This window comes from Pseudomonas sp. P5_A2_2, from assembly GCF_054177685.1.
Genome location: NZ_JBGCUL010001233.1, coordinates 1 through 1,178 on the forward strand (window position 1 = coordinate 1; position 1,178 = coordinate 1,178).

The following is a 1,178-nucleotide window of genomic DNA, read 5'->3' on the forward strand; positions in this document are numbered from 1 at the left end:
GCCAACGATTACCTGGTGATCGAGCATTTCGACCGCGACTGGCAGCCGCTACGGGACTACAACCGCGACAATCCGGCCGACGGCTTCCGCCCCTACGGCACCACCCCGGGCCATGGTTTCGAGTGGGCGCGGCTGTTGCTGCACCTCGAAGCTTCGCGGGTGAGAGCGGGGATGCTCACGCCGGGCTGGCTGGTCACCGACGCGCAAAAACTCTTCGAGCACAATTGCCGTCACGGTTGGAGCATCGACGGCGCGCCGGGGATTGTCTACACCCTGGACTGGGACAACAAAGCGGTGGTCCGCCATCGCCTGCACTGGACCCATTGCGAAGCCAGCGCCGCCGCCAGTGCCTTGCTCAAACGCACCGGTGAAGAGCAATACGAACACTGGTACCGACTTTTCTGGGAATTCTGTGACAGTCATTTCATTGACCGCGAAGGCGGCAGCTGGCATCACGAACTCGACCCGCAGAACCGCCCGAGTGCCGATATCTGGCCCGGCAAACCTGACCTTTACCACGCCTGGCAAGCCGTGCTGATTCCGCGCCTGGCGCTGGCACCGAGCATGGCCACGGCGCTGGCGCAGTTGTCCCAGAGCGGTTCTATGTAACCATGCGGTGACATTCGCGCATCCCTTCGTTACCTGCGAGGGGATATCCCCTGTTTAAACTCCTATGCAGCGCAAGCAATAGACTTGCATGCATAACAACAAGAAAGGTGCTCCTGGATGAATGCGATTTCTCGCCTCGCTACTGTCATTTCTCTCGCTTCCCTGTCTGCGCTCCCCCTCAGTGTGCTTGCCGCCGAATCCAAAGGTTCCGTTGAAGTCGTTCACTGGTGGACTTCCGGTGGTGAAAAAGCAGCGGTCGATGTCCTGAAGGCTCAAGTCGAAAAAGACGGCTTCACCTGGAAGGACGGCGCAGTCGCCGGTGGCGGCGGTTCCACGGCCATGACCGTACTCAAAAGTCGCGCCGTAGCCGGCAACCCGCCAGGCGTTGCCCAGATCAAAGGTCCGGACATCCAGGAGTGGGGCAGCACTGGCCTGCTCAGCACCGACGCACTGAAAGAAGTCTCCAAGTCGGAAAACTGGGATGGCCTGCTGTCGAAGAAAGTCTCCGACACCGTTAAGTACGAAGGTGACTACGTCGCCGTGCCGGTGAACATCCACCGCGTCAACTG

General features: G+C 60.3%; 1 protein-coding gene and 1 pseudogene. Both read left to right on the forward strand.

Features of this window, described 5'->3' with window-relative positions:
- On the forward strand, positions 1-609 hold a 609-nt coding region (locus tag ACXRVY_RS30375), incomplete at its 5' end, for an AGE family epimerase/isomerase (protein ID WP_458239125.1).
- 117 nt (positions 610-726) lie between these two features.
- Positions 727-1,178 (forward strand): annotated as a pseudogene (locus ACXRVY_RS30380) (sugar ABC transporter substrate-binding protein); the annotation flags it as partial.